The 26,142-nt window shown below is 65.2% G+C and carries 26 protein-coding genes and 3 pseudogenes; 15 read left to right on the top strand and 14 right to left on the bottom strand.

Annotated features, from left to right (window positions below; genetic code table 11):
• Positions 1-27: 27 nt before the first annotated feature.
• Both KZO24_RS00640 and ftsE read right to left on the bottom strand, forming a co-directional pair.
• Positions 28-948 carry a cell division protein FtsX gene (locus KZO24_RS00640; RefSeq protein WP_036525963.1) on the bottom strand — a complete coding sequence of 307 codons (921 nt, stop codon included), beginning with the start codon at positions 946-948 and terminating at the stop codon, positions 28-30.
• The gene (gene ftsE, locus KZO24_RS00635) at positions 945-1,658 is read right to left on the bottom strand and encodes a cell division ATP-binding protein FtsE (protein WP_271180928.1); all 714 of its coding nucleotides are present in this window, start codon (positions 1,656-1,658) and stop codon (positions 945-947) included. Before ftsE ends, KZO24_RS00640 begins: the two co-directional genes overlap by 4 nt.
• A 163-nt stretch (positions 1,659-1,821) precedes the next feature.
• On the opposite strand from ftsE, the gene KZO24_RS00630 reads away from it, so the two are divergent.
• Complete coding sequence (locus KZO24_RS00630; protein ID WP_271180927.1) at positions 1,822-2,694, top strand: zinc-ribbon domain-containing protein; 873 nt, start codon at positions 1,822-1,824, stop codon at positions 2,692-2,694.
• Positions 2,695-2,904: 210 nt separating this feature from the next.
• Positions 2,905-4,152 carry an outer membrane beta-barrel protein gene (locus KZO24_RS00625; RefSeq protein ID WP_271180926.1) on the top strand — a complete coding sequence of 416 codons (1,248 nt, stop codon included), beginning with the start codon at positions 2,905-2,907 and terminating at the stop codon, positions 4,150-4,152.
• Positions 4,153-4,548: 396 nt separating this feature from the next.
• Here the strand turns inward: KZO24_RS00625 and KZO24_RS00620 are convergent, their stop codons facing one another.
• Both KZO24_RS00620 and KZO24_RS00615 read right to left on the bottom strand, forming a co-directional pair.
• Positions 4,549-5,145 (bottom strand): polysaccharide biosynthesis/export family protein, encoded by a 597-nt coding sequence (locus tag KZO24_RS00620; RefSeq protein WP_285019467.1) that lies wholly within the window; start codon positions 5,143-5,145, stop codon positions 4,549-4,551.
• A gap of 457 nt (positions 5,146-5,602) precedes the next feature.
• On the bottom strand, positions 5,603-6,088 hold the full coding sequence (locus KZO24_RS00615; RefSeq protein WP_486486721.1) for a hypothetical protein: 486 nt from the start codon (positions 6,086-6,088) through the stop codon (positions 5,603-5,605).
• A gap of 151 nt (positions 6,089-6,239) precedes the next feature.
• Between KZO24_RS00615 and KZO24_RS00610 the strand changes: the two genes are divergently transcribed.
• From KZO24_RS00610 to KZO24_RS00600, 3 genes are read left to right on the top strand one after another with little or no spacing between them, the layout of a single operon-like run.
• Positions 6,240-7,571 (top strand): AAA family ATPase, encoded by a 1,332-nt coding sequence (locus KZO24_RS00610; protein ID WP_486486720.1) that lies wholly within the window; start codon positions 6,240-6,242, stop codon positions 7,569-7,571.
• Positions 7,564-8,700, top strand: coding sequence for a glycosyltransferase (locus KZO24_RS00605; RefSeq protein WP_486486719.1), 1,137 nt, complete (start codon positions 7,564-7,566; stop codon positions 8,698-8,700). The genes KZO24_RS00610 and KZO24_RS00605 overlap by 8 nt, the downstream gene beginning before the upstream one ends.
• Before the next feature lie 18 nt (positions 8,701-8,718).
• Entirely contained in the window at positions 8,719-10,185 is a 1,467-nt protein-coding gene (locus KZO24_RS00600) for a hypothetical protein (RefSeq protein ID WP_486486718.1), read from the top strand.
• A 4-nt stretch (positions 10,186-10,189) separates the two neighbouring features.
• Here the strand turns inward: KZO24_RS00600 and KZO24_RS00595 are convergent.
• A pseudogene (locus KZO24_RS00595) lies at positions 10,190-11,694 on the bottom strand (lipopolysaccharide biosynthesis protein).
• Positions 11,695-11,763: 69 nt separating this feature from the next.
• On the opposite strand from KZO24_RS00595, the pseudogene KZO24_RS00590 reads away from it, so the two are divergent.
• A pseudogene (locus tag KZO24_RS00590) lies at positions 11,764-12,255 on the top strand (polysaccharide pyruvyl transferase family protein); the annotation flags it as partial.
• Between the two features lie 203 nt (positions 12,256-12,458).
• Complete coding sequence (locus tag KZO24_RS00585) at positions 12,459-12,761, top strand: polysaccharide pyruvyl transferase family protein (RefSeq protein ID WP_486487197.1); 303 nt, start codon at positions 12,459-12,461, stop codon at positions 12,759-12,761.
• A 110-nt stretch (positions 12,762-12,871) separates the two neighbouring features.
• Here KZO24_RS00585 and KZO24_RS00580 read toward each other — a convergent pair whose 3' ends face one another.
• Genes KZO24_RS00580 through KZO24_RS00570 form a run of 3 tightly spaced genes read right to left on the bottom strand, consistent with a single transcriptional unit; the run spans position 12,872 to position 15,138 of the window.
• Entirely contained in the window at positions 12,872-13,201 is a 330-nt protein-coding gene (locus KZO24_RS00580) for a hypothetical protein (protein WP_486486717.1), read from the bottom strand.
• On the bottom strand, positions 13,183-14,010 hold the full coding sequence (locus tag KZO24_RS00575) for an acyltransferase family protein (protein ID WP_486486716.1): 828 nt from the start codon (positions 14,008-14,010) through the stop codon (positions 13,183-13,185). Before KZO24_RS00575 ends, KZO24_RS00580 begins: the two co-directional genes overlap by 19 nt.
• 36 nt (positions 14,011-14,046) lie before the next feature.
• Positions 14,047-15,138 carry a glycosyltransferase family 4 protein gene (locus tag KZO24_RS00570; RefSeq protein WP_271180919.1) on the bottom strand — a complete coding sequence of 364 codons (1,092 nt, stop codon included), beginning with the start codon at positions 15,136-15,138 and terminating at the stop codon, positions 14,047-14,049.
• A gap of 276 nt (positions 15,139-15,414) precedes the next feature.
• Between KZO24_RS00570 and KZO24_RS00565 the strand changes: the two genes are divergently transcribed.
• Both KZO24_RS00565 and KZO24_RS00560 read left to right on the top strand, forming a co-directional pair.
• A complete protein-coding gene (locus tag KZO24_RS00565; protein WP_486486715.1) occupies positions 15,415-16,395 on the top strand; it encodes a glycosyltransferase family 4 protein in 981 nt (326 codons plus the stop codon).
• A complete protein-coding gene (locus KZO24_RS00560) occupies positions 16,392-17,186 on the top strand; it encodes a glycosyltransferase family 2 protein (RefSeq protein ID WP_486486714.1) in 795 nt (264 codons plus the stop codon). The genes KZO24_RS00565 and KZO24_RS00560 overlap by 4 nt, the downstream gene beginning before the upstream one ends.
• Before the next feature lie 158 nt (positions 17,187-17,344).
• On the opposite strand, the gene KZO24_RS00555 is transcribed toward KZO24_RS00560, so the two are convergent.
• The 6 genes and pseudogenes from KZO24_RS00555 to KZO24_RS00530 all read right to left on the bottom strand — a co-directional run bounded on the left by KZO24_RS00555 (position 17,345) and on the right by KZO24_RS00530 (position 22,296).
• Entirely contained in the window at positions 17,345-17,707 is a 363-nt protein-coding gene (locus KZO24_RS00555) for a hypothetical protein (RefSeq protein WP_486486713.1), read from the bottom strand.
• Positions 17,677-18,795 carry a putative Ig domain-containing protein gene (locus KZO24_RS00550; RefSeq protein ID WP_486486712.1) on the bottom strand — a complete coding sequence of 373 codons (1,119 nt, stop codon included), beginning with the start codon at positions 18,793-18,795 and terminating at the stop codon, positions 17,677-17,679. Before KZO24_RS00550 ends, KZO24_RS00555 begins: the two co-directional genes overlap by 31 nt.
• Before the next feature lie 8 nt (positions 18,796-18,803).
• Positions 18,804-19,964 (bottom strand): arabinofuranosidase catalytic domain-containing protein, encoded by a 1,161-nt coding sequence (locus KZO24_RS00545; RefSeq protein ID WP_486486711.1) that lies wholly within the window; start codon positions 19,962-19,964, stop codon positions 18,804-18,806.
• 2 nt (positions 19,965-19,966) lie between these two features.
• Entirely contained in the window at positions 19,967-20,233 is a 267-nt protein-coding gene (locus tag KZO24_RS00540; RefSeq protein ID WP_417629279.1) for a spike base protein, RCAP_Rcc01079 family, read from the bottom strand.
• A 345-nt stretch (positions 20,234-20,578) separates the two neighbouring features.
• Positions 20,579-21,142: pseudogene (locus KZO24_RS00535) on the bottom strand (polysaccharide pyruvyl transferase family protein); the annotation flags it as partial.
• A gap of 287 nt (positions 21,143-21,429) precedes the next feature.
• The gene (locus tag KZO24_RS00530) at positions 21,430-22,296 is read right to left on the bottom strand and encodes a glycosyltransferase family 2 protein (RefSeq protein ID WP_486486710.1); all 867 of its coding nucleotides are present in this window, start codon (positions 22,294-22,296) and stop codon (positions 21,430-21,432) included.
• A 226-nt stretch (positions 22,297-22,522) separates the two neighbouring features.
• On the opposite strand from KZO24_RS00530, the gene KZO24_RS00525 reads away from it, so the two are divergent.
• From KZO24_RS00525 to KZO24_RS00500, 6 genes are all read left to right on the top strand, one after another.
• Positions 22,523-23,233: a hypothetical protein gene (locus KZO24_RS00525; protein ID WP_486487211.1), complete on the top strand. Its 711-nt coding sequence runs from the start codon at positions 22,523-22,525 to the stop codon at positions 23,231-23,233.
• Positions 23,148-23,798 (top strand): polysaccharide pyruvyl transferase family protein, encoded by a 651-nt coding sequence (locus KZO24_RS00520; RefSeq protein ID WP_486487196.1) that lies wholly within the window; start codon positions 23,148-23,150, stop codon positions 23,796-23,798. Before KZO24_RS00525 ends, KZO24_RS00520 begins: the two co-directional genes overlap by 86 nt.
• The gene (locus KZO24_RS00515; RefSeq protein ID WP_486486709.1) at positions 23,795-24,706 is read left to right on the top strand and encodes a glycosyltransferase; all 912 of its coding nucleotides are present in this window, start codon (positions 23,795-23,797) and stop codon (positions 24,704-24,706) included. Before KZO24_RS00520 ends, KZO24_RS00515 begins: the two co-directional genes overlap by 4 nt.
• Positions 24,706-25,230 carry a glycosyltransferase gene (locus KZO24_RS00510; RefSeq protein WP_486486708.1) on the top strand — a complete coding sequence of 175 codons (525 nt, stop codon included), beginning with the start codon at positions 24,706-24,708 and terminating at the stop codon, positions 25,228-25,230. The genes KZO24_RS00515 and KZO24_RS00510 overlap by 1 nt, the downstream gene beginning before the upstream one ends.
• A gap of 74 nt (positions 25,231-25,304) precedes the next feature.
• A complete protein-coding gene (locus tag KZO24_RS00505) occupies positions 25,305-25,832 on the top strand; it encodes a hypothetical protein (RefSeq protein ID WP_486486707.1) in 528 nt (175 codons plus the stop codon).
• Between the two features lie 118 nt (positions 25,833-25,950).
• Positions 25,951-26,136, top strand: a complete 186-nt coding sequence (locus KZO24_RS00500) for a PepSY domain-containing protein (RefSeq protein WP_486486706.1) — start codon at positions 25,951-25,953, stop codon at positions 26,134-26,136.
• Positions 26,137-26,142 lie beyond the last annotated feature (6 nt).

Genomic DNA, 26,142 nt, shown 5'->3' with positions numbered 1-26,142 from the left:
GAATAGCTATATAGGGGTTTGCGCCGGTTACAGCATCTTTCGCAGCGCATGCAGCACGGTAAGTCGCGCCGTCAGCATGGCGAGCAGCGTCGCCAGCACCGGCACGACCGCAAGGATCAGCCAGTCGCTCCACACCAGCGCGCCGCTGTCGACCAGCCCCGCACCCAGCCCCTCGAACCGTCGCCCGAGGGTGAGGATCACCACCATCGCCAGTGCGAGGCCCACTGCACCGCCGCCTGCCGCGTCATAGCCGATCGAGCGCTGGAACACCCGCGCCACTTGCGCGTCGGTGCCGCCGAGCAGGTGGACGATCTCGATCGTGTCCCGGTTCGCCCCCAGCGCCGATCGTGCCGCCAGCAGCACGGCCGCCGCCAGCGCGCCCGCCAGCAGCGCGACGATCACCATCGCCAAGACCTGCAGCGACACCATCGCGTCGAACACCGGCCGCAGCCAGTTCGACTGCGCATCGATCCGGGCGGACGGCGCCACCGGCGTCACCCGCTTCGCGATCGCGGCCAGTTGCGCCGCGCTCGCAGGGCCGTTCAGGCGCACGTCGATGAGCGCCGGAACGGGGATCGCCGAGCCGGTCGCCGCCGCGATGCCGGTGCCCAGCCAGGGTTCGATCAGCGCGTCCAATTCCGCCTGCGGAACCTGCCGCAGCCCCGCGACGCCGGGCATCGTCTTGATCGCCTCGACCGCGCGCGCGGCTTGCGCTTCACGCACGTCAGCCCGCGGCTCGATGATCTGCACGGTGACGCCGCCGTCGATCTCGGCCTTGGCCGCCGAGACCGCATTGCCGAGCGCCAGCCCCGCCGCGAGCGCAATGGCAGTCATCGCCACCATGATCGCGATGACCCAGGGCATCGGCCCGGACATGCGCCCCTGCGGGATCAGTTCGACCCGGCTTCCGGCGGTGAACCAGCGGCCCAAAACCGAGGAGCGCCTCACGTCAGCTTCCTCGGCGGATAGCGCAGCGCGCCGGTGGGATCGGAAAGCCGCCCCTTGTCCAGCCGCATGATGAGGCTGTCGGGCACCTTGCGCAGCAGATCTAGGTCATGGGTGGCGACCACCACCGTCGTGCCCTGCCGGTTGAGCATCTCGAACAGGCGGATCAGCTTGGCGGCCATGTCCGGATCGACGTTGCCGGTCGGCTCGTCCGCCACCAGCATGGCAGGGCGGGCGATGACGGCCCGCGCGATGGCGACGCGCTGCTGCTCGCCGCCCGAAAGCGTGGCGGGGCTGGCGTCGATACGGTCGGTCAGACCCACCCATTCGAGGATGTCGCGCACCGGCCCGGCGATGTCCTTCTCGGCATGGCCCGCCACGCGCAGTGGCAGCGCCACGTTGTCGAAGGCGGACAAGTGCTCGATCAGGCGAAAGTCCTGGAACACCACGCCGATCCGGCGGCGCATCACCGGCAACTGCGCGCGCGGCAGGGTGATCGCGTCGGTCCCGAACATGCGGATCGCCCCGCGCGACGGCCGCTGCGCCAGATAGAGCAGCCGCAGCAGCGACGTCTTGCCCGCGCCGCTCGCGCCGGTGAGGAAATAGAACCGCCCGGCATAGAGCGTGAACGTCAGGTCGCTCAGCACCTCGCGATCGGTGCCGTAGCGCAGGCCGACATTGTCGAAGTGGATGATTTCCCCGTCGCTGGTCATGCTCGTCAAGGATCGTGTTGCAGAACTACTGTGTTCCAGTCGGGCCGAACGGGCGACCTTCATGCCTATAGCCATCCATGCATGTGGAAAAAGAGCGTCATGGCGCGAACCCACAGGCGAGGCGCTTGTCGCGCGCGAGCAAGCCGTGCTTATGGATGCGATCATGATCATCGCCTGTCCTGCCTGTTCCACGCGCTACGCTGTCCCCGACAGCGCCATCGGCGTGGAAGGTCGGACCGTGCGCTGCGCCAAGTGCCGGCACAGCTGGTTCCAGGAACCGGCTGAACTGGAAACCGAAGGCGCTTTCGCCGCGCCGGTCGAGGCCGAAGCGGCCGTCAGCCCGCCGCCGGTACATGCCGCGCCCGTGCAGCCAGCTCCGGAGCCGGTTTCCCAACCGATCCCTCAGGCTGCAGCACGACCGGCGCCGCGCCCCGCCGTCGTGGTTCCCCGCGCCCCGGAACCGGCTGCCGAGGCCCCGCGCTCCGAACCGATGCCGCCGCCGGCACCCTCGCGTCGCCCCGGTCCGGTCTATTACGACGACACCTCGATCAAGCCCTATTCCGACGAAGGCCCATCGAGCTTCGATTTCTCACCGCCGTTCCGTCCGCGCCGCAACTGGTCGCGGATCGGCACGTTCGCCGCAATCGCCTTTGCGGTGGCGACGCTAGGCCTCGCCGTCGCCGTCGCCGTGGGCGGGCTGCCCGACTGGCTGCCGATCCCGCGCGCGACGTTCAGCCAAGCCCAGCCCGACCTCAAGCTGGACTTTCCGCGCGGCCGCCAGGATCGCAAGCCGCTGCCCGACGGCACCGAGTTCTTCAGCGTCAGCGGCACGATCACCAACATCGGCGCCGAGACCCGCAAGGTCCCCTCGCTTCTCGTCGTCCTGCGCGACCGGCGCGAAACCGTCGTCTACGCCAAGGAAGTGGTGCCTGCGAAGAACCGCCTTGCACCCGGCGAGACGATCACCGTCAACGAAGCGCTGACCGACATCCCCAAGTCCGCTTCCGCTGCAGAGATCGGCTGGAAGCCCGACTGATCTGAACGCCCTCCTCGCAGGAGGACGCGCCCAGCCCGTGGCGAATGCTTCACCCGTGACAAATGGTTCATTTGCTGCGCGCGTGCCGTGCCCGCAAACACCGTCAAGCGGGCATCAACTCTCGCGGGGGCACGAGATCTTGGAGCGCGGGCGACCTTGAGGCGAAAAGCGGCGAACAGGCTGGGTCGGTTCGGAACGAATCCGGCGCTGATGCCGTATCTACTGGGCCTGATCGGCGCCTGTGCGGCGCCGAACGTGCAGGCGCAGGACGCCTCCACAAACCACCTCTACGGCGATGTGGCGATCTCCGTCCAGAAGCGCGCCCGTCCCGAGTTCGATCCAGTCCCCATCCGCCTCGGCAGTTTCGAAGGCCTGGCCTCAAGCGAAGCGCGCATCGCCTGGGACGACAACATCTATGCCACGCGCGATGACAGGGTGCACGATGCGCTGGCGGTGGTATCGGGCAGCTTCTCCGCGCACTCCACCTGGAGCCGCCACGCCCTCTCGCTGGACACCGATGCAGCGCTGGCTCGCGGCCTGTCGCAGACCAACGAAGATACCGAAACCTATGACGCCCGGCTTGGCGGCCGCCTCGATCTGGGCACCCGGACCCGCCTGTCCGCCCGCGCGAGCTATTCGCGCGCCTACGAAGCGCGCGGCACGATCGGGGACACCACGCTGCGCGGCCCGCGCATCGCTTACAATGCACTGGAACTGGGTCTGGAGGCCGAGCACACCGCAGGACGCCTGATCCTCGGAACTCAGGCAAGTCTCGATTCCTACCGCTACGCGCCCTATCGAACCGACAGCGTGCAAATCGGGCAGGGCGACCGCGACTATCGGACCTGGAGCCTTGGCGCGAGTGCGGGCTATGCCGTGGCGCCCGGCGTCGCGGCATTCGTGGAGGGCAGCTACAATCAAGCCCGCTATCCGGACGATACGGGCACGTTCGACCGCAGTTCCAGCGGCTGGTCGCTGCGCGGCGGCCTCGCCTTCGGGGTCACGCGCCTGATCCGGGGCCGTGCCGCAGTCGGCTACCAGGACCAGCGCTACGACGACACGGCCTTTCCACACATCAAGGGGCTCGACTTCAGCGCCGGTCTCGAATGGAGCCCAACCCGCCTGATGACCTGGACGATCGAGGCACGCCGGTCGATCCAGCGCTCGCCCCTCGTCGGCATCGCAGGCATCCGGCAGAGGCGATATGGCACCCGCATTGACTACGAAGCCCGGCGCAATCTGCTCATGTGGGGGCGCCTGGATCGTACCGTCAGCGAATATGCGGGGACCGAGCGTAGACAAAGCGATCTCTCGGGCAGCCTGGGCGCCGACTGGCTTCTCCGTCGCAACTTGCGGCTTGCAGCCCAGTTGGGCTTACAGAGCACCCGCAGCAATGGCGCTGGCGGGCGTGAGTTTGATCGCAGGCGGATGTCGGTGTCGCTTAGGTACACCCTATGATGCCGACCCGCTGTTACCAGTAAATCCACAAGCATGCGGTTGGCGATGGCCGTGATGCGGACAGAGGCGACCCCGGCACGTTGATCCGACTACTGGCGGCTCCACTCCAGCATCTGCTGAACGTCACACGACGTCCCTATGACCATCCGCCAGTTTCACGCCCTTAATCCGCCGGGAATTATGTGTGGCATCCCATAGCTCGCCTGAGCACATGCGGTAGCATCATGGACTTTGGCTCAAACTGCATCTCACGGCTCGATACAGTGGCGCATGCCCCCTTTGCCCAACGGACACGACAGCTCGTTACTGAAATTACACTCAAGTCCTGCTCGAGACCGAGCCATCACAATTCACGACGCCTTGGCTTTACTTACCCGAAGAACCCATTTCAAAATATCAAAAGTACCGCTCCAGAATACGTATGGTATCGCCCGGCATTACCATAACAACCAGTCCGGCGTTGAGTTCTACCGACTTTTCGCCTGGTTGCGGCCCACGACGCAGGTTCACGCGCCGCGCATTCGCACGATAGCTGAAACCACCCGCCGCTGCGACGGCCTGTTCGACCGACATGCCAGCGACATAAGGATATTGCCCGGGCCTCTGGACTTCACCCAGAATATAGTAGGGCCGGTAGGTCAGAACTTCGACGCTGACCTTGGGGTCAGTCATGTAACCATCCGCGATCCGGTTCGTCAGCATGCGTGACAGGTCTTCCACCGTCTGTCCGTTGGCATCGATCGTCCCGACCAGCGGAAAAGCGATCCTGCCCGCGCTGGACAAGGCGTACTCACCGGAGAGGTTGGGTTCGTTGTAGACGGTGACACGCACCTTGTCGCCGGCTCCAAGGCGGTACGCCTCCATCCCCATGCGGGCTTCGGCCGCAGTCAGGGGCGAGGCGCCCGAAGTCGCGCACCCCTGCACGAGCACAGCGAATACGCTTGCCACGACGGCATCGATCAAGCGCCGATGCGGATTGCAGACCTTCGACACTTGCCCAATCTCCATTTCGCCGTGCATCGCACCAAGTACGGCGATGAAAACCGGCCCTCACAGAATACTCCAATTACAAAAATGAAATTCAGGTTATAAATAATTTATTTCACCATTAACTTCGTTAATTTCAAATTTGAAACCGTTACATTTTTGAAATCGCGCAACTGTTACTTGCGTGCCCAGTGCAAACCAGCCGAAATTGCACTCGATTCCAGCAGGCCATTGCAGCGCCGCCGGAAAACAGGGGTGGTGTCAGCGTGAATCAACCTATCGTCCTTGCGCCGCCGCCCGGCGCCCTCGTTCCCGTGTCGCGACCGGCCCTTGCCATCGATACAGACCGGATTGATCCCGGCGCCCTGATCGGCTTTCTGCGTCGTCGATGGCACATCATACTGGGAGCGCTCCTGACTTCACTCGCCGCTGGCTTTGTCGTCACAACAACCCAGACCCCCACCTACCTTTCGACCGCCGAGGTCACGCTCGACCCGAAAGTCGAGCCGATCGCCCCCTGACCGAAGAGGATCGTCTCGCCGCTCAGGGCGGCATGGGCGAGACCTGGATCGACACGCAAGTAGAGGTCATCACGTCCAGCGCCAACATCGCGGCCGTGGTCGACCGCCTGGCTCTCGCCCGCCGCTTCGCCACTGACGGGCGCAGCGGCGCCGAAGCGCGACAGGCAGCGATTGACTATGTCGCCGACGGAGTCTCCGCCTTCCGCTCCGGCGCGACCTATACGCTCTCGATCAGTTTCGAGAGCGAGGATGCCCGGGAAGCGGCGCGCATCGCCAACGCCTTCGCTGCGCAGTACACGCAAGGCAGCGTCACCGAGAAGGATGCCGCCGACACTCGTGCCCTGCGCGAAGTCGGCGCACGGATGGACAAGGCAAGCGCGCAGGCATCCGCCGACGCCGCCACGCTTTCCCGTTACCGCCTCGCGCACGACCTACCGAGCACCAGCGACCGCTCGCTCACCGAACAGGAAATCTCCGCCTACAACCAGGAAGTCACTTCAGCCCGCGCGCAGGCAGCGGAAGATGCCGCCCGGCTGGCGACAGCGCGACAGCAACTCGGTTCGGGATCGAGCGGCGAGGATGTCGGCGAGATCGCTCGGCTCGCCTGTGATCGCGTCCTTGCGCCAGCAGCAGGCCGCATATGCCGCCGAGATCGCTTCGCTTTCCGGCAAGTACGGCCCGCGCCACCCCGACCTCGCTCGCGCGCGCAATCAGCTCGCATCTGTGGATGCCCGGATCGCCGAGGAGATTGGTCGCGTGGTGTCGAACCTCTCCGCCCGGGCAGCGGTTTCCGAGCGTCGCCTGGCTTCGCTCTCTGGTTCGCTGCACGCATCCGAAGGCGCCCTTCGGCGGGACAATATGGCCATGGTCGACCTCCAGGACCTCGATCAACGGGCACAGGCCTCGCGCCAGCTCTACGAAAGCTACCTCGGCCGCTACAAGGAACTTGCCGCCCGCATCGGCATCCGTCAGCCGGAAGCCCGGGTACTCCATCCGGCACAGCCCAGCGACAGGCCGGCCCGCCCCGACGTCCTGCTCAACATGGTGCTGGCCGGCGCGATCGGCCTCGGCCTTGGCCTTGCCTGCGCCATCGCGGCGGAACTGATGTTCAGCGGTTTTGCCACCGGCGAGGAGATCGAGAGGCGTCTGGGGCTGCGCTACTTGTGCTCGATCCCCGAACTGGCTTCGGTCACGGGTCGCAGGGCGCTGGCCGCCCCTGTTGAGGCAATCGTCGATCAGCCACGCTCGGCCTTCGCGGAGGCATTCCGCAACTTGCGCGCCTCGATCGCCTTCGCGGTCGAGAATCCACGGATCATAGCGGTGACTTCCGCCTTGCCTGCCGAGGGCAAGACGACCGTGGTCCTGTGCCTCGCCCGGTCGATGGCGGGCGACGGAAACGGGGCCACGGACGCGATCCTGCTCATCGACTGCGACGTGCGGCGACGGGGCGTCAGCCGGTGGGTCGGCGGCACGCGCGACATCGGGCTGCTGGAAGTGCTGCGCGGCGATGCCAGGCTGGAGGACGCGATCGTCACCGACCCGCGTACAAGGCTCTCGATCCTGCCGCTGAGCGCCGGGCGCGAAGAAGACCACGCGCTGCTCACCGGTCCCGCGATGGACGCCCTGCTCGCTACGACCGCGCAGAGCTTCGACGCCGTCATCATGGACACCGCGCCGGTACTGCCGATGGCCGATGCCCGGCTGCTGCTGGGCAAGGCCGACGCCGCCGTCATCGCCGCGCGCTGGCGCCGGACACCGGAAGCCGCGATCCGCTCGCTTCTCCGGCTGCTGCCGGAAGGTGCGGTCGGCCTTGCCGGGGTAATCCTCACCCGCGTGGACGTGCGCAAGCAGGCCGCGTTCGGCCTCGACGAGAACGCATTCTACAAGGCGTACAAGGACTACTATGCTTAACCTGCGCCCGGTCTCGGAGGACGGCGACGACAGCCTGCTCCACCATGTCCGCCAGCGCTTCCGCAAGGTGGCGATCGTGCACTACTGGCTGGTCACCATGCGCGGCGGGGAGCGGGTAATCGAACGGCTGCTGCGCCTTTTCCCCGAAGCCGACATCTTCACCCACGTCTACGATCCCGCGCGCGTCTCGCGCACCATCGCCGGGCGCAAGGTGACCACCAGCTTCATCCAGAAGCTGCCCGGAGCGCGCCGGCACTACCAGAAATACCTGCCGCTCATGCCCATGGCGCTCGAGGAAATGGACCTGCGCGGCTACGATCTGGTCATCAGCAGCGAGAGCGGCCCGGCCAAGGGCGTCATCACCGATCCCGACGCTCTTCACGTGTGCTACGTCCATTCGCCGATGCGATACTTGTGGGACCACTACCACCAGTATCGCGAAGGGACCGGGCCTTTGAACCGTGCGGTGATGCCCTTCCTGTTCCACCGCCTGCGCACCTGGGACGTCGCATCCGCCTCGCGCGTCGACCGCTACGTCGCCAACTCGCACTTCATTCAGCGCCGTATCGAACGCGCCTGGCGAATGCCTTCGACCGTGGTTCACCCTCCCGTCGATGTGGACCTCTTCGCCCTGTCCCGCGAAGTCGACGACAACTACCTGTGGGTGGGCCAACTGGTGCCCTACAAGCGCCCGGACCTTGCGGTAGAAGCGTTCAACCGCCTCGGCTTGCCACTGACCGTGGTGGGGGACGGGCCCATGGCCGCGAGCCTGCGCCGCATGGCGGGCCCTACGGTAACGATCATCCCCCGGCTCGATTTCGCGAACTTGCGCCGACACTACGCGCGCTGCCGCGGATTCGTCTTCACCGCCGAGGAGGATTTCGGGATCGTCCCGGTCGAGGTCATGGCCTCGGGACGGCCGGTACTGGCCTTCGGGAAAGGCGGCGCTCTCGACACGGTCGTCGACCGCCAGACCGGACTGTTCTTCGATGAGCAGACCGTCGAGGCACTCACCGAAGCGGTGTCGAGGTTCGAGGACTGGCTACCTTCCTTCGAACCCGAACTGGCCATGCTGCAGGCCCGCCGCTTTTCCCCGCCGCCTTCGACGCCGGGATACTGCGATCGTTAATGTGACGGGGAGACGGACATGGAACTGACCCTCATCGGGGCGATCGAGCTGATCATCGCGCTCGCCCTGTTCATCCTGGGATCGGTGCGCGCACTGTTCGTGCTGGTGATATGCGCGACGCTGCTGGGCGGCTCGGCAGCGATCAATCTCACGGCGCTGGGAGGATCGTCGGTCTCGCCCGCGCACTTCGCGCTGGGTTTCCTGCTGCTGCGCTGCCTGGCTCCCGGAGGTGTCGGGACGGCCGATCTCGGCTCGGCGTTGCGCGGCAATGTCTGGCTGATCGTCTTCGTCGCTTACAGCGTCCTTGCCGCACTGCTTCTGCCGCGTATCTTTGCCGGGGAGATCGACGTCACCCCTCTCCGCGGCCAGATCTGCGCCCGGTACGGAACCCAGCTCGGCCGGATCCTCGCCGCCGAACCCCTGCGCTTCACCACGCAGAACCTGACGACCGCCGTGTACATGGTCGGCACGATGGTGATGGCGCTGGCGACCCACGCAGTAATGCGCCACAGGCCGGATGGCGGGCGCATACTGGCTCGCACCGGCGCCGTGATCGGCATTATCCATGCGCTGTCCGGCTTTGCCGGTGTCATCCTGCGCGGGACGCCTGCGGAAGCTGCTTTCCATTTCTTCCGCAACAACAATTACGCGCAGCTCGATCACGAATGGGGCGGCTTCGTGCGAATGAATGGCCTGTGGCCCGAAGCGTCCTCCTTTGCGAGCTTCGCCGTAGTCTGGTTCGTCTTCGCCTTCGAGTGCTGGCTGCGCCGCGTCGAGCCCCGCTGGACCGGAGCGGCCGCGTTGCTTCTCGCCGTCGCCCTGCTCACCAGCACTTCATCTACGGCCTACGTCGGGCTTGTGCTGTTCGGCGCGCTCATGGCGCTGCGCACCCTCACGACCCCGCGCCTGCTGCCTCTCGACCGGCTTGCGTGGCTGTCGCTCGCGGGCATCGCCGCCGGTATCCTCGCCAGCGCGCTGTTGGTGCTCGAACCTGCTCTTGCGGCAGCGATGCGCCGATTGCTGGAGCACATGACGCTGGACAAAGCCGGATCCTTCTCCGGCAGGCAGCGGTTGTTCTGGGCGGGGCAAGGGATAACAGCGTTCATCACCTCGCACGGGCTTGGCATTGGTCCGGGCTCGTTCCGCTCGTCAAGCCTTGCCACGGCGATACTGGGATCGACCGGCATCGTCGGCGCCTGCGCATTCGTGCTCCACGCCGTTCGGGCCGTCGCCCCGCTCGCGGCATCGACCTGGAGCCGCAGCGGGGATCGCGATCGCGACGTCGCAGCCGCCGCGGCATGGTCGGTCGTCGTGGCTATCGGCGTCGCTTCGGTGTCGTCGCCAAGCTGCGATCCCGGGCTTGCCTTCGCAGTCCTGTCCGGCAGCGCGATCGCGTTACGCACCGGGGGCAAGCCCGGGGACAGGCATCGTTCCGGGAAGGCTGCCATCCAAGGTCCGTGGCCTTACCCGGCGGCTACGGCCTGAATCTTCAGGTCGGTTGCCGCTGCAGGCGCAGTCGACGCAGGAAGGCCGCCAGTTGCATGCGCCGCGAGCGTCCCATGAACGCCAGAACGACGGCCACGTAGACAAGCCCGCCCTGCGTCACCAGGAACGCTATGCGAGCCAGGGCACCCAGGCTCCTGGAATCTCCCTCCACGGGCATCGTATCGCCTGTCCCCCACACGACGATCGCCATGACCAGCGCTGCTCCCAGTGCCGGAGCGATCCCGCCCAGCACCTCTCGTGCAAGAACGCCGGTGGCGCGCTGCAGCAGGGCCAGTTGCAACGCGAGCGTCACATAGGCCCGCATGACGTAGGCGACCGCGAACCAGACAAGCCCGTATGGCGCCGCGACAAGGCAGAACAGCAGGGTAAGGGCAAGCTGTATCCCGGCCAGCCTGACCATGATCCCGGCCTTGCCGAGAACCGTCAGTGCAGGATCGGCGAAGAAATTCAATGCGAACGGCGGTGCCAGCAGGCACAGTACCCGCACCACCGGCACGCTTTCGCCCCACTGCGGGCCGAACAACAAGGGTATCAGCGCGTCGGCGAGCACGCCTATCCCCGCTATAGCGGGAAAGGCGACCATCGCGCTGGCCGAAACCATCTCCACATAGCCGCGCCGAAACGCAGGCATGTCATGCCGCAGCTTGGCCAGCGTCGGCACCGCGACAGTGGCAAACGGGCTGATCACGCCCTGCGCGACGACTTCGATCGACTTCCACGCCGTGCGATAGACGCCCACGCCTACGGGCCCGGTCGCTCGCCCCAGGATCATGTCCTGCGTGCGGTTGAGCGCTACGAGCAACAATTGCGAAGTGGCGACGCCTACGCCCAGTCGCCATTGTGCCCGCAGCGTCGTCCACGAGAAGTGCAGTCCCGGCCGCCAGCGAAACGCATGCCAGGCAACGAGCGTACCGACCGCCTCGCTTGCAAAGCGCTGTACAACCAGCGCCCACACCCCCACCCCGCCTGGGCTGCCAGCAGCGCGAGCGTCCCACCGATCAGCCCCGCGCCGAACGAACGGATCGCCAGCGCACGATGGCCAAAGGCGCGAAGCGTCCGACTCATATGCGAAGCGCCTGCCGCAGAAACCGGCACAACGCAGCCAAGCGCAGCAATGACAGGCGCAGCGGCGGGACTGCCCATGGCATTGGCCAGCGGATGGCGCAGCGCGAAGCAGGCGATCGCAACCAGAACTCCCATGCCGAGGTTGCCCCAAAACACGGTGTCAGCAAGGCGCGGCGTGATCTCTGGCGCACGGTAGAGGCTGCTGACCAATCCGCCCTGCGCTACTATCTTGCCCACTTCCGCCACGGCGAGACCGACGATGAAGACACCGAAGGTCGCCGGATCCAGTCGGTGCGCCAACGCGGCGAAGACCACGAAGCCGAACACCTGATCTCCACCGAAACGGACCACGCTCCACCCCACGGCACCGGCGGCGCGCCGGCTCAAACGAGTGCCACCTGCGATTTCCGGATGCCCTGCCATAACGGACTTGAATAGAATTGCCGCAGATGCGAGACAATACCCAGTTCATGTAATTGGGATTTGAATCGCGTGAATACTCGATTAAATTCTTTTAATCCATCAATCGATCATCTCGAAAAACGACTGTGGACGACGATAGCTCCTTACGCTTCTTCAAGTTTCTCACTTCTGGACTTTCCAAACCATGCCAATGTCGGAGATTCCGCCATCTGGCTGGGTGAAGTGCAACTGCTGAAATCGCTTGGTGGCGCAGGCCCCGGCTACGTCTGCGCATTCGACAATTTCGACGAACAGGCGATGCGTACAGCGGTGCCTGAAGGCACCGTATTCCTGCATGGAGGAGGTAACTTCGGCGACATCTGGAACCATCACCAGACATTTCGGGAGGACGTGATCGCGCGGTTGCGGGATCGCCGGATCGTCCAGTTGCCCCAATCGATCCATTATGGCGACCCGGCAAGGATAGACCGGACTGCGCGCATCATCGCCGCGCACCCCGACTTCACCCTGCTGGTGCGCGACGTTCCCTCTCTGGAGCTGGCCCGCCGCCATTTCGACTGCACGGTCGAACTCTGCCCCGACAGTGCCTTTGCCATGGGGGCGCGATCCGGCGCGGCGCCCTCCATCGACGTGCTCGCCATGCTGCGCACCGACAAGGAACGTGCGCAATCCGACAAGCTTCCCGATCATGCAACCGTCGAGGACTGGCTGATCGACGATACGGCGGCCGTGCGCCGCGCCAAGGCCGGTGGCGTGATGCGCGCGTGGACCTCGCTTTCCCCGCTAGCGCGCGTGCATCCGCCTACGAGGCTGCGGCGCGCCATCGGGTCGAGCGCGGATTTCGACAACTGGCGCGAGGGCGGGCGATCGTCACCGACCGACTCCATGTCCATATTCTTTCGCTGCTTCTCGGCCGTCCCCATGCCGTGCTGGACAACCACTACGGAAAAATTGCCCGCTTCCTGGATGCGTTCACGCAAGGGTCTGCGCTGGTGCACCGCGCCGAGGACATCGAGGAAGCAGTCGCCTGGGCACGCTCGGCAAGCGCCGAGCGCGTGGCGGCCTGATATCGCCCCCCGATGCGCCCGGCTCATCGGGGGGCGATCAAACCATTACGACACTTGGGAGTTTTCACGATCCGAAGCGTCCGCCTCGCTGGAGCCGCTATGAAAGGAGGCTACCCCGTCCGCCGATAACGCGGCATCCCTCGCCCCAGTCGACGCAGCCCCATATCGACTGCAGCATGGAGCGGCGGCTCGAGCCATCTGGCGATGGCGAGAGCAACGACCACCGAACCTGCATATGCGAGAGTGAGCGCCGGAATGATGCCCAGTTCCGCCGTCAGCAGCAGGATCGCACCGCCCACGTGGATGTGAACGAGGTAGAGAGGATAGGTAGCCAGCCCTGCAAGGCGCAGCGCTTCGCCGAAGCGCCCCAGGATGGTCGCGACTTGCGCCTGCCACCGGAATGCCGCCGCGATCATCGCGGTCAGGCAAAGCCACAGCACATAGGCCCAAGGCCAGCCGGCCGACAGATCGACCCGCGCGCCCATCTCCCATTGTGCGGTCGTGCGCACCTGCACCGATGCGGCAAAGATGCAGGCAATCGACAGGCCGACGTGGCGTAACCCGAGGCCGCTGCCGCCCAACCGCGCGCAGAGCATTCCGAGCGCAAAATATATCCCATGCTGCAGCAGCAAAAGTTCACCAAGCCGCCCCCGGCGCCCCGAACGCCCAATGTCACGGTCAGCCAGTAACTCGCGCTGGCGACACCCAGCAGCCACGCCAGCGCGTGCATCGGGCGTTCGGGCACGCCCGATGCAAGGATCGCCCAGACGAGGGCGTAAAACGCCAACTCGATCGGGATCGTCCAGAACTGGCCGATGATCCACGGTCCCAAGGGGACGAACGCCAAGGTCTTCAGAGTCAGCACGATCGCCTGCCCCGGTGCGCTGCCGAACACGAATACCGCGACCGGCAGCGCGATGGCCACGGCGATGAGCACCGCCGGCAGCAGCCTGGCCACGCGGCGGCGCGCAAAGCCGCGTGCGCTGACGCCGCGTGCGGAATAGGCGATGACTGCCCCGGAAACGACGAAGAACACCTGCACGCCGATCCAGCCGCACCAGCTCAACGCATAGCCGATCGGAAAGTCCTGATGACGGCCTAGAACTGCATGTAAGCTGCTGTCTTCCAGCGCCCATGCCTTGAAGCCGAGATGATAGAGCACGACAAGGCTCGCCGCCGCAAAGCGCACGAGGTCCAGCCCATGGACGGGTTGCCTGCGACGGGCATTGGTAGCGTGCGCTTGGCTCATGACGCGATCTTTGCCGGGCTTCCTGGACGGGACAAATTAACTCCCGGTCATGGCTGCCAGAAGGCTTCTTGCCTGATCGCGCCAGGTAAAGCGGGCGACGCGCTCGAAACCGGCCTCGCGCAGCGCATCGGCTTTGCCGGGATCGTAGAGGACGCGGCGCACCGCAGACAGGATGTCCCCGCTGTCGAGCGGATCGCAATAGAGCGCGGCGGAACCGCAGCGTTCGGTCATCGACGGGATTGCCGAGGCAATCACCGGACAGCCATGGCTCATCGCTTCTACCGGCGGCAGCGGCGACGCTTCGTAGAGCGACGGGAAAAGCAGGCAGGCGGCGCGGCGATAATAATCTGCGAGGATCTCTAGATCCGGGACCTGTCCGATGAATTCGAGCATATGCGCTACATCGGAAGCCACGCCGGCGCGAATGGGCGCGAGGATCTTATGGCTCGAGCCCACGAGAACGGTGCGCACGCCGTCTTCCCGGGCAAGGTGCTGGGCGACCTCGATCACCCGTTCCACATTCTTCCTGCGCGACAGCGACCCGACATAAAGGACCATGCGCTCCCGCTCATAGCCTGCAGTCCGGTCGACCCTGTCACGGGTCCAGGCGCCATTCTGCACTGCAACGACGTGCGTGCGGCGATGCAGGCGGCGCAGCTGCTCCGCCTCGGCATCGCAGACGGTGAAGAGGGGTTCGGAACGTCGCAGGAGTATCGGCAGCAGTGCGCGATGCGCTGCGCGATAGCGCAGGGAATAGGCGCGCGGCAGGGACAGGTACGACACGTCGTGGATCATCACCGACAGGCGCTGCCCGCCCAGCGCCGACGCAAGCGGTGCAGTATTTCCCAGGCACAACAGGCGACGATCGGCGACCATACGCGGCAATACGAATTGCTCCCAGGCATGCCCGCTCACCCCGCCGCGCCGTTCCACCCGGATATGCCGCAAGTCCAGGTCCGATGTGTCCGCATCCGGTTCGCAGGCAAGCGCCAGATGCAGCGGAGTTTCTCCGGTGCCCACCAGCCGGTCCATCTCGGACACCAGTTCGCGCGCGACCCGTTGCACGCCTGTTACCGGCTGCATGAGGAATCGCCCATTGATCAGTATCGCATCACCAGGCCGCGACATCGAAGCCCCCTCTCTTCGCCTTGAATGGCTTGCGCGGCCAGTACGGGGAAGATGGGCCGGCACCCGACGACCATTAAAACTTGGCAAGGCGAAGGATCGACCGTCGAGTTCGCTGCAACGCAATATTATGTTGCGGCTCGATTGTTCGGGAATGTCGATGCTACCGGTATATATCAACGGGAAGTTCTACGCAGGCGGTCTCAATGGCGTTCACCGCGTCGCCGACCGGCTTGTCCGGGAGATCGATACACGTCTGGGCGTTCCCGGCGCCCCCGGGTGACACTGCTGCTGCCGATGCGCCACAGTGGCGACTGGAAGCCATTGCTGCGCAACATCGCAGTGCGCGAACTGGATGAAAGACCCTCGCAAGTCTGGGAACAGGCAAGGCTGCCGACGCTCGCCGCCGACGGAGTTCTGGTGAACCTCGCCAACCTTGCGCCGCTGCGCCATCGCCGCAAGGTGACGCTGATTCACGATGCACAGTTCCTTTTTCCCGACAGTTCCTACCCGCTCCGCCAGCGCCTGGGCTATCGGTTGCTGACCCCGCGCATGGCCCGGTCGAGCAGCACCGTATTGACCGTCAGCGATTACTCCCGGCGCATGCTCGATATTATGGGCGTCTCCCCGGCCACCCGCACGCAAGTGCTCTACAACGGCGTGGACCATATCCTGGAGAACGCAGCGAACGACACAGTGCTTGCCGTGCATGGCCTTGCCGCGCGCGGCTACGCGCTGATGTTCGGCAGTTCCAAGGCCTACAAGAACAACGCGGTGGTCTTTGCTGCCTATGCCCAAAAGGCGCCGGCGGGCGTGCCGCTGGTCGTCGTGGGTGCGCAGCGAGGCGCGCTGGTCGCAGCCGGACTGGCGGTTCCGGACGATGCCGTGTTCGTCGGCTCGTGCGATGACCAGGCCCTGCGCGCGCTCTACGCCGGCGCACGGTGCCTGCTGTGTCCCTCCCGCACGGAAGGCTTCGGCCTGCCGCCACTGGAGGCGATGCTCTGCGGCACACCTGCCGTGGTGGCGCCTGCCGGTGCTGTCCCCGAGGTATGTCGTGATGCCGTTCTCTATGCAGACGTCGATGATCCGGCATCGTGGGCGCAGGCGATCGCCGCGCTCGATCCGGCCGGCCCTCTTTTTGCGAGCAAGGTCGATGTGGGATATATCAGGGCGCGCCAGTTCACTTGGGCCCGCGCCGGGGCCGAACTGCTCGACATCATCCTCGCTCTCAGCGACCGTTCATGGCGAGAAGCGGCATGAGGTTGCTGCCTCCCCGCGTCTCCGTGATCCTGCCGTGCTACAATGGTGAGGCGTTTCTGCGCGAAGCCGTGCGATCGATCCTGGACCAGACGTTCACCGATTTTGAACTCGTCATCGTCGATGACGGCAGCACTGACGCTTCGCCGGTCCTGCTTGCGCGCATGGCGGAAGGCGATGGCCGTATCCGGGTGGTGCGCCAGCCCAATGGCGGGATCGTGGCGGCACTCAACACCGCGATCGACCATTCGCGCGGAGAATACATCGCGCGTATGGACGCGGACGACGTGTCCTTTCCCGAGCGTCTCGCATTCCAGGTCGCCTGGCTGGACGACAACCCGCAGACCGTCATCGTCGGCGGGCAGGCCGTTGCGGATCGCCATCCCACTTCGTCCAGCACCCGCACCAGCGGCGGACGTCACGAAGTAACCGACCTGTCCGTCTTTCCGCCGCGCGTCGCGGTCTCGATGCATCCGCTGATCATGATCCGGGCCGCAGCACTCAAAGCCATGGGCGGATACCGCGACGACTACCACCATGCCGAGGACTACGACCTGTTCATTCGCGCCGGAGCGTTCGGCCGTATCGACAATCCACCGGTGGACGTCCTGTTCTATCGCCGCCACGAAGCGGCGCTCTCGGTAGGAAATGTCGAGGAACAGGAACGCTCCGCCGTCCGCGCGGAACTTGACGCGATCGCGCGGACCGGCGGCACCCGGCCCCCTCACCTGGTTGTGGATGCCTATACGCGGTTGCGAGATCTTCCGACGCTACCGTGCGATCTCGCGGGATAGGACGCGAGCGATGTGGCCGGCCATGCTGGCGAGCCTGTGCAGCGTCATGCCCGCCGCGCTCGCTTCGGCCCGCTTCCGCCGCCTGCCATTGTTGATCGGGGCCGCCCTGGTGCGGTCGCTGCGCACCGCCTGAGGACCGCCCCGCCGCATCGGATCCGTCAGCTGGCCTGCAACGCCAGCGTAGCCGTGACCCAGTTCGAGGTTGCCGAGATCGTGTAGGCAGCGGGATCCTCCGTCCCCGATGCCAGCTTCCAGGCCGTCGCGTTGGTCGATTGGCCGCTCGCACTCGATACGCGCGACATGAAGCCCGCATAGCCGGTCGGTCCCGACGCGATGGTCGCCGTCCCGTCCAGAGCGAGCGCGGCGATATACAGACTCGCACCGCCCCAGCTCGGCGTCAGCGCGGGCGGATCGGCGGCGACGGCATTGCCGCGTGCATAAGTCGAGATTTCCACCGCACCGCTCGCGCCCGTCACCCGCATCACCCGCGTCACGGCCTGCTGCGAGCCCGACAGTCCCACGTTGAGCACCTTGCCCCTTCGGTGCCGTCTGCCGTCCTGGTGAAGATCGTCAGGAGATGCTGATTGGAATTGGCCGCATAGGTGGCGCGCTGGGTCCATGCGCCTGCCGTCGCGTTGTCCCACGTCACGGTGACGGTACCATCGACGCTCATCACCGCGACCAGAATGTCCCCGACATTTACGGCAGCGGGCATGGCGACGGTCACGGCCGTGGCGTCGACAGTGTTCCAAGTCTCGGTCTGGTCGGTCACCGCGATCGTCGCCGATGCCGCGACGGTCAGGTTGAAGCTCGCCTGCGCCGCAGCGCCAAGGCTGTCCGTCACGCGCAGGACCACGCCGGATGTCGTGCCTGATACCGTCGGCGTGCCCGAAATCACGCCCGTCCCGCTATCCAGTGACAGCCCCGTCGGCAGTGGCGATGAGCCCGACGCCAACGCAAACGTGAAAGGTCCCGTCCCCTTGACCAGCCGAGGCAGGTAACCCGTGTAAGCGAGGCCCTGCTGCGCTGGCCGCGTGGCATATTTCAGCGTGAACGGGATCGCCTCGTATGCCGCCAGCAAGTGCGCCGCGCGGGCACCGGCATGGACTTCGTTCGGATGGACCCCGTCCGAGGAATTCGCGGTCATCGCCATACCGCGCCCTGCATCGGTCTCTGCATCGGACAGCACGAAGCCCGCATCGCTCGCCACGAGATCGACCGCATCGAAGCAAGGCAAACCGTCATCGGCCACCGGGTTCGAGCGCAGCCAGGCATTCCACGCATCGCGCGCGTTTTCCTGCGCCACGGTGAAACTGGTGTCGGCATAGGCCTCCTGCCACACGACCATCGAGAATCCGTAAATGCGCAGCCGCGCGGCCATGCTCCGCGCCTGGACCTTCATCGCCTCCACCGCCGAGATCGCGGTCGCGGCGTCAGTCACGTATGTCTTGATGTCGTTGTGACCGTAGTCTGCGAAATAGACGTTTGGCACGCCCGGCGTGATATAGGCGGCCGAAACGGTATCGAAATCGTTGTAATGCTGGTCGAGCCGGTGCCCGGCGATGCCGATATTGCGCAGCAGCACCGAGGCCGCCGAGCGATGGTGCATGGCCGCCGTTATCGTGCGGTTGTTCGCGCCCCGGTGCCGAACACGATACTGTCGCCTCCGCCGAGGAACGACAGCGTGGCAGGCTCGCAAGTGCCGAATACCGCCTTGAGCACGGCCTTGATGCCCGTGACTTCGGCATCGGACGGAGCCGCCCCGTAGACCACGAAGCCGCGCCAGTCGGTGCGCCCGCCGTATTCGATCGCCTCACCGACCTCACCCCCGACGTTCAGCATCGCAACTGCGGCAGCCGGGTATGTCGCGGTCTGCTCGTCGCGGTGGACGACCTGCCTGGATGCGCTCGACACGAGGCCGAGCACGGCCATGTTGCCGACCCCCAAAGCCTGCGCATTGGTGGCCGTGGCCGGGATCGAGGTGCTCGCTACCATCGGCTGCATCGCCAGGTTCCCGGCGGTGCGCGGACTGGTGAGGCCATAGTCGGTGGTCGTCGAACCAAACGCCCAATAGCCGCAAGTCGCGGCCTGCCCCGGCGTGCGTGCGGCCATGAACACCGCACAGTCCGCACGCGGGATCGCCAGGGTCGCGGGGATCAGCATCGGGCAGTCGGTATCGTAGTTGGTGACGGTCGGACCGCCCTCGCCCAGCCACAGCGATGGTTGTGCGGATGTGCTTGGCTGCGTGAGATGGCGGCCCTGCCCGGTCTGGTCGTAGACGACCGCGACGCCCAGCGTGGACACGCCCTTGAAGGCAGCCGCGGCCTCGGCATCAAACGCCTGACCCGCGAAGCCGATATCCTGCTCGGCACCATCGGAAGCACGGCGTACCCGCAGGGCAGGTCCATCGTACCCGGCGACGAGCTTGCCAAGGCCGTAAGCGCCCGCAAGCGCGGGATTGGCCGGGAGCCAGGCTCCTTCCACCGGATCGGATGCCGCACCGGTGAGCGTAACGGCATACTCCACCGCTCGCGTCGACTGGCCCAGCCCGACGCTCTCCCGGATCAGCGCAACCTGGCTCGTTCCCGCCGAAAGGGCAGTAGCGGCGATCAGGCTGCTCCCGGAAAGCTGGAGGTTGGCATCACTGCCCGAGCGCAAGGTGAAGGTCGAGCCGACACCGAGCGAGCGCCCGAGCGTCAGGAGCGCACCGCTGCCGGACACGGTTCTTACGCGGTTGAAGACGCCGCCGGAGCGGCCGCCGGAAACGAGGCGGGCCATATTCATGCCTCCCCGACGAGGTCGGCGGCAGTGGTGCCTGTCGCCCGCACGTAAAGGGCGCGCACGGCAACGAAGCTGGCATCGGGAAGATTGCGATATATCACGTCGGTCGTGCCGTCGATGCCGCGAAGGACGATGTCGCCGCCGGTGCCGACGTAAATGCCCTTGGGCACCAGTGCCAGTTGCTCGGTATCATTCGGCACGATCGCGTAAGGCGCGCGCGAAGGGGCGAAAGCGGCGTCGGATTGAGTCTCGAAAGGATCGGACATGGCATGCTCCGGCTGGATGTCGAAAGGGATCGGCACGACTCGCAGCGCACCGATGTTCGATTTATGTTCCATCCGATTCGCTGTAGGAAAGCGGTTTGTAAGCTGCCGCATCACAGGTTGCGTGCTGCTTTCTGGGCGAGATCCTGCCGCGTCCGGGCGCGCAGAACGCGGTCGAGATCCCAGCGCCGCCTCCAGACAAGTGGCCACCGCCGTTCGATCCTCCTGAAGCACTAGAGGTACGGCAAAGTGGTCGGCGACCACCCGCACTTTGGCGGTGCCGTCCTCCACCGCAAGCGCGGGAGCATCCGCCAGGATCGCGAAGATCAGCGCATGGAGGCGATTGGTGACCACCAGCGCCGCCTCCCGGTACAATTCCACCAGCCTGGCAAGATCATAACCGTCGAGCACGACGATCTCCCGATCCGGCCAGCGCGCGACCAGGCGGGCAGCAACGGCCTTATCCATGTTTGCACGCGGATCGTGGCAGGCGATGGCCAGCCCCGCGTTCGGCAAGCGATGGAGGGCCTCGGCGACCACGGCGTCAAGCGCTGCACCCTCTATCGACCGCCCCTCGCTGGCATCGGCGCAAGGTGCCACGACGATCCATCGTCGTAATCCCCGCCCAGGCGTGATCGCATGCACGCCGACCGTCGGCAGGAACACCATGTCGGCGTGACATGCCTGCGCCTTGCCCGGAAGCAACCGGACCAGATTGCGACCAGAGCCCTCGTCACGCAGGTTCACCAGAGGGCACTGCGCAAGGATCGCGCGCCAGAGGACCCGCCGCAATGGCGAGCGGATGATGCTCACGCCCAGCCCGCGCGTGACGAGCCCGCCCCCACCTAGCCGCGCACTGACGACGGCAAGCAACAGACCGACCAACGCCAGGACCGAGACATTGTCCCGCACCAGTTGTCCGCCGCCTAGCACGATCTGGGATCCGAACGCTTTGTAAGCAAAGCCCAGCAACGCGCGGCCGGAAAACAGTTCTCCGCCGGCCTCCGCCACCTGCCGCTCTACTTGCGCCGGAAGCGGCGCCCAACGGCGCACGATCCCGCCACGCCCATCGGTCAGGGCGAGATTCTGCAACAGCAATTTCAGGTCGCCGCAAACGAAGACCTGCCGCCGTACGTGATCGCCGGAACGTTTGCCTGTCGTATCTAGGCCCGCCGTATCGAAGGATGAAGTCAGCGCGCTCACATTTCGAGGATCCGGCGAGGATCAACCCGTCCGCGCAGGCAATCGAGGATCGCGATCATGTTGCCCAGCAGGCGGCCACGCCGGTCGATCAACGGCTCCGGCCGTAAACTGCGCCACGCATTGGATACGAGGTTCTGCATCATCAGGCGATTGCCGAAGTCGCGTCGCATCGTCCCCTTGCGTTGGAGGTAGACCACATTTGCAACCTGCGAATAGCCGAGCCGCTTGCCAGACGTACGCCCCGCGCTGACGCCAAGGTGCACGCCGGTCACCGCGCCTGTCGAGACTTGCCGCCCCTTCCGCCCGAGCCGGTTGGTAAAGTCGATGTCCTCCTGCCAACCATAGAGCGGCAGGTTCTCGTCGAAACGCATGCCCCGCGCCGCGCTCATGCGAATGGCCATGTTGCAACCGTAGAGCTCATGCCGGTGCCGCATCGGCGCGTGCGCTTCAGAGCGACTCGCCAGGATCGCCCTGGCCTCCTCGACCGTGAAGCCGCCATGCAGCACGCCGTCTGCACACAGTTCGCCGGTTATGCCGACCATATCGGGATGGGCGTCAAACAGCGCCTCGACATGGGCGAGGTAGTCGGCGGCAGGGACGAAATCGTCGTCGAAAAACACGATGATGTCGGCTGCGTCCTGCAACTCATCCAACGCCCGGTTGCGCTGACGACAGAGCCCTTTTTCCGAAAACAGCACCCGGGCCTTGCTTCGTGCCTGGTCAATTCCCGCGACATCTTCCGGCCCTACAGTGACGACAAGGATTTCGTCGGCATGGCGCGTCTGCTCAGCAAGGATATCGACCGTCTGCCGTACCACTTGCGCGCGGCCTATGGTTGCGATCACGACATGGATGCTGGGCAACCGACGCTTCCTCGTAATCCATTTCGGCAAATGCCGAATTCGTGCAAAAGAATGGCTTCGGATTTGATCCGATACCTGGCGATTACTTGGCCTTGTCCGGACGATAAAACGCCCGCCACTCACTTCATCGTTAAAATCCATTCACCATCTGCGCAGCTCAGGTGCGTTCTGTTAGGCGTTCCCGTCTGCCGGACCTTGTTGGGCCGCGCGATGGAGCCTCTCACGCATGCATGCCAGCCCCACCGCGATCTGCCAGGCCACCTCACCGGATGACCGCGTGCGGGGTCAGGTCCGCGCGCTCTCGCGGATCGTGCTGCTGAATGTGAAGTACAGTCCCAACCTCGGCGACGGGCTCTTGAACGAATGCCTGGAACGAGAACTCGCACGGGCACTGTCGGGCTCCAAAGTCGTCTCCGTGGATCTTGCCGGGCGCAATTCCTATCCATCCGGACATGGCCGGATGCGCGGCATCGCACTCGCGCTCCTCGAACAGCTACCGACTGGTTTGCGCCGTTTCACGACCTGGACCATGCTTCGCCTCTTTCTCGCGCTGCAACTGCAGCGACACTACAGGGACGGCCTCGAAGGCGCCGAGGCGGTCGTCGTGGGCGGAGGCAACCTCCTCACCGACGCCGATCTCAACTTCCCGATGAAGATTGCAGGAGCACTGGCGCAGGCGAACCGGCTTGGATTGCCCGTGGCGATCTACGCCGTCGGCGTGTCATCGCATTGGTCGCGCCGAGGCTTGCGAGATCTTCACGCAGGCACTGAAGCAGGCTCGGCCGATCTGGGCCTCCGTACGCGACGCGGCCTCGCAACGTGCCTGGCAAAAGCACTTCACCGGCCAGGCAATCCGTCCCCCGCACCTATCGGTCGACCCCGGAATACTCGCCAGTTGCCACTACCCGGAAAGCCTGCGCCAGCCCGGTGCCCGTAAGGTCGGAGTGTGCATCACCGATCCACTGGCAGTGCGCTATCACAGCGACCCGGCTTACAGCGCCAATCTGGAGCATTGGTATCCGGCCGCGCTTCGGTCGCTGGTGGAGCACGGCTTCGAGGTCGTCCTGTTCACCAACGGCAGCCCCGAAGACCGCGAGTACCTGCACCGCCGACTTCATCCCTGGGTCCGCTACGCCAAAGGCCCGGTTGTGCTTGGACGATCCTTCGACACACCTGCCGACCTTACCGCGCTGGTGTCAGGCTGCGACGCCATCGTCGGCCACAGGATGCACGCATGCATCGCGGCCCACTCCTTCGGTGTCCCTTCGGTGGGGTTGCGCTGGGACGAAAAGCTGGACAGTTTCTTCCAGCTTGCCGGACGCACCAAACACATGTTGGACCCGGCCGAGGTCGCAGCCGAGGAACTGGGCGCGCGTACCGCCGCGGCAATCGCCGACCGTTTCGACGCATCCTTCCTCATAGCCCGCGCAAGGGCTGAAATCCGCGCATTTGCAGCTAATCTGCAAGCCGCGATGGACTGTGCAGCAAGCACCGTACAGTGATCGATCGCATCGTCCAGATCAACGATCTCAGCGACCCCAAAGGCGGCGCTAGCAAGCTTGCAGTCGAGGCAGCCTGCGGCCTTGCCGGGCGCGGCCATCGGGTCACCTTCATGACCGGTGACGATGGTATCAGCTCGGCATTGACCACCGCTGGAGTAGATGTGGTGCCGCTTAGCCAGAAGCGGCTCACGGCAGGCGGACGCGCGCGGGCAATGGTGACCGGCCTCTGGAACCGGGCCGCACAGGTCATGGTCAGAGACTGGATCGCCACCAACGACACACCGGGAACCGTCTATCATCTCCACGGCTGGGCACAGATCCTATCGCCTGCCGTGTTCGGAGCCCTCGCTTCGGTACGCGACAGGCTGGTCATTTCCGCTCACGACTTCTTCCTCGCATGTCCGAACGGCGCTTTTGCCTGGCTCAGATCCGGGGAAGTTTGTCCGCACATGCCATTGTCCCGGGCCTGCCTCGTCACGCCCTGCGATCGCGACGGCGCGCTGCAAAAGGCGTGGCGCAGCGCGCGTCAGGCAATCCACCGCCAGGCCTTTCGTCCGCGATCTTCTCCGCCGATACTCGCGATTCATGAGAATATGCGAGGTTTTCTAAAGCGAAGCGGTATTCCGGACGATGCTATCGTTCCGCTGCCCAATCCGGTCATCCCCTTTTCCCGCAACCGGATTCCGGCAGAACACAACCGCGAGGTGCTGTTCGTCGGACGGCTGGAAGAGACCAAGGGCGTAGACCTTGCGGCGAAAGCAGCGGCGATGGCCGGTGCGCCATTGGCCGTGATCGGCGAAGGCCCACTCGCCGATCACGTCGCCGCGCTACACCCGCATGCCCGTCTTCTGGGGCGGCGCTCCCCGCACAGATCAGCGAAATCGCGGCCCGCGCGCGGATGCTGGTGATGCCGAGCCGCTATCCGGAACCCTTTGGACTCGTCGCGATCGAGGCGACATGGAGCGGGCTGCCGGTCATTCTTGCCGAAACCGCCCTGCTCGCTCAGGACATCGTCGATCGCGGAGCCGGAATCTCGGTTGATCCAAGGGATACGTCGGGCTTTGCCGCCGCCATCCGGCGCCTGATGCAAGACGATAGAGCCACTCGGGAAATGAGCGAAGCGGGCTATGCAAAAACCCGCGTACTTGCCTTGACGCCAAAGCTCTGGCTCGATCGGGTAGAGGCCATCCTGCACGAAAGAATCGAACGATCCACCATTCGCGATCAGGTGGAGAGTGCAACGATCCCTGCCCACATCGCCAGACTGAACAGGCCAGCCAACAGCCACCATTTCCAGGCGATCGGCGACGCCCCGACCTGCACGGCATGCGGCCTGACATCCGACGAAGCGGGCGACTGCGGGGCAACGCCGCCCTCTTCCCTCGGGTCATCACCCGCCATGATCAGCAGTTCCCGCCATGCAACGTCGTAATACCAGTCCAATAAATACCTGCGCAGGTTTCTAGCACGGCCTCACAAGCGGGTCGAGGCGCACAGTTTTCAAAGATGCTGCAGCAGCTGGAAGAGGATTCGGGTACTAAACCCGATCTTCAGAATTCGCGGGTAGGGACAAGCCATGAGCTTTCCCACAATCACGCCACGGCATCTGGTAATCGCGGCCCGAGCCGCAACACCCTTTGCCCCGGAGGTCTCGCCTGGGCGGTGCTGCAGATGGACTGCTCAGCCTCAGCCGCCGCCGCCGGTTTCGTCGTGAGCCTGTGCATCCTGACCATGGCGGCGCCGAAAATCCGGACTGCGGACCTCGTCGGCACGCTCCTCGCCTTCACGACCCTGCTGGAATGTCTGCACGCTGCGAAATTCGGCAGTCTGGATGATATGCGTTGGCAAGCCTGCGTGGTTACTGCGGGAGCGGTCGTTTTGCTGCTGAAAATCCAGCATTTGCGCGCCATCGCCCGGCAGGACGCCTATGTCCCGCTGCGGTATCTCGAGCGCCGCCAAGCTCTTCTCGGGCGAACGAAATGCCCGTCCGCCGCCTGGTCCGAGCGTTCGACCGCCAAACGGAAAGCCGCGTAAAAGCGCCAAAATTACTTGAAATTGCAATTGGGTCGCATTAGCGAAGGCGGCACGAGAGGAAACGAAAGCCCGCAATGCCAACCGGCACGTGCTTTCTCCAGGGGGAGCGCCGGTCCGCGTGCCCCGCATAGGGGGCATGGTCGAAGTGACGCGCAGAATTCTGTTCCAGATCCATTGGTTCCTGGGCATCACCGCAGGCCTCGTACTAGCCGCGATGGGCCTTACCGGAGCCACCCTGAGCTTCGAGAACGAGATCATGCGCGTGCTCAGCCCGGGCATCGTGACTCTCCGGAACGAGCCGTAATCCCGC

Source organism: Novosphingobium sp. NFX11, assembly GCF_057376415.1.
The sequence above is the reverse complement of the archived record's forward strand: the minus strand, read 5'-3'. Positions and strand labels throughout refer to the sequence as shown.